This is a genomic window from Paractinoplanes durhamensis (genome assembly GCF_016862175.1).
Classification (GTDB): domain Bacteria; phylum Actinomycetota; class Actinomycetes; order Mycobacteriales; family Micromonosporaceae; genus Actinoplanes; species Actinoplanes durhamensis.
The window spans coordinates 1-1,524 of sequence record NZ_BOML01000125.1 but is presented as its reverse complement, the minus strand read 5'-3'; the positions used below and the strand labels follow the sequence as shown (position 1 = coordinate 1,524).

The following is a 1,524-nucleotide window of genomic DNA, read 5'->3' as shown; positions in this document are numbered from 1 at the left end:
GTTGAACGACGTTCGGCGTGAGGACGTGGGGGGTGTGCGCGTCGTTGCTGGTGGGCGGCGTTAGGGCTGGTCGGGGGCTTGTTGTTAGTGCCGCGCGGCGTCAGCGTGAGCGGGTCTGGATAGGGGCGGCCCTCCCGGTCTTTCTCTTGGCCGAGGCGGCCGGGAGGGCCGTGTGCGCTGCGCGGAGGCAGCTCGATGCTCACGGTAGAGGCCGACGCGGCTCGGGTCGAGGAACGTTTGCGGTCGGGTGGGTTGTTCTGCCCGTTCTGCGCTGATGTGTTGACTGGCTGGGGTTTCGCCCGGCCGCGGTGGTTACGCGATGTCGAGGGGCGGGTCCTGGTGCGGCCTCGGCGGGCGGTGTGCACCGGCTGCGGGCGAACTCAGGTGTTGCTGCCGGTGATCGGGCTGTCCCGGCGCGCCGATGTCGTCGAGGTGATCGGTGCGTCGCTGGTGGCGAAGGCCGCCGGCTGGGGACATCGGCAGATCGCGGTGCTGGTGGGCCGGCCGGCGTCGACGGTGCGGGGGTGGCTTCGCCGCTTCGCGGAGCGGGCCGAGTCGGTGCGGGCCGGGTTCACAGCTTTGGCCGTCGATGTTGATCCCGGCACGGCGGCGCCGTTGGCGGCACCGACCGGGTTCGCGGACGCGGTCGCGGCGGTGTTGGCGGCGACTGTGGCGGTGCTGTCGCGGTGGCCGGGGTTACGGCTCATGGTGTCGCCGTGGTTGTTGGCGTCGGCGGTGTCGCACGGTGGGCTGCTCGGGCCGCCTTGCGCCGCCGAGTTGATCAACACGAATCGCCTCTGGGCAGGGTTTTGGTGATCGGCCAGTCTCACGCGCAGATAGTCCTGACCTGCGCATGAGGAGATCAACATTGACTACCGCTGATGACCAGGCCCGAGTCCGTGCTGAGCAGGCCCGGCAGGTCGCGTTGTTCCGTTACCGGCTGATCCAGGACGTCATCGACGTGCGCCTGTCGAGCCGGCAGCGTGGTCCGTTGGTGCAGGCGATCGCTGATCGTGAGCATGACGGCCCGTTCGGACAGAAGGTCAGCGTGTCGCGGCAGACGATCGACCGGTGGTGCCGGTGGTGGCGGGCGGAAGGGTTCGCCGGTCTGGTCCCGCGCCCGGCGCAGGTCCACGCCCGGACCCCGGTCGAGGTCCTGGACATGGCTGCCGGGCTGAAACGGGAGAACCTGGCCCGCACCGCGACCCAGGTCGCCCGGATCCTGCGGGCCGCATCGGGGTGGTCGCCGTCGGAACGCACCCTGCAACGGCATTTCGAACGCCTCGACCTGCACGCTCCTGCCCCGTCACAGGCCGCGCAGGTCGAGGTGTTCGGCCGGTTCGAAGCCGGCCGGCCCAACGAACTGTGGGTCGGCGACGTCTTGCATGCGACGGTCGTGGCCGGCCGGAAAACGTACTTGTTCGCCTTCGTTGATGATCACAGCCGGGCGGTGATGGGTCACCGGTTCGGCTACTCCGAAGACACCGTGCGCCTCGCCGCGGCGTTGCGTCCGGCCCTGTCCTC

Annotated in this window: 2 protein-coding genes; both read left to right on the top strand. The window is 69.9% G+C overall.

Features of this window, described 5'->3' with window-relative positions; genetic code table 11:
• Positions 1–195 precede the first annotated feature (195 nt).
• On the top strand, positions 196–816 hold the full coding sequence (locus tag Adu01nite_RS49045) for a helix-turn-helix domain-containing protein (protein ID WP_203735997.1): 621 nt from the start codon (positions 196–198) through the stop codon (positions 814–816).
• A 52-nt stretch (positions 817–868) separates the two neighbouring features.
• On the top strand, positions 869–1,524 hold a 656-nt coding region (locus tag Adu01nite_RS47390; protein ID WP_203735996.1), incomplete at its 3' end, for a helix-turn-helix domain-containing protein.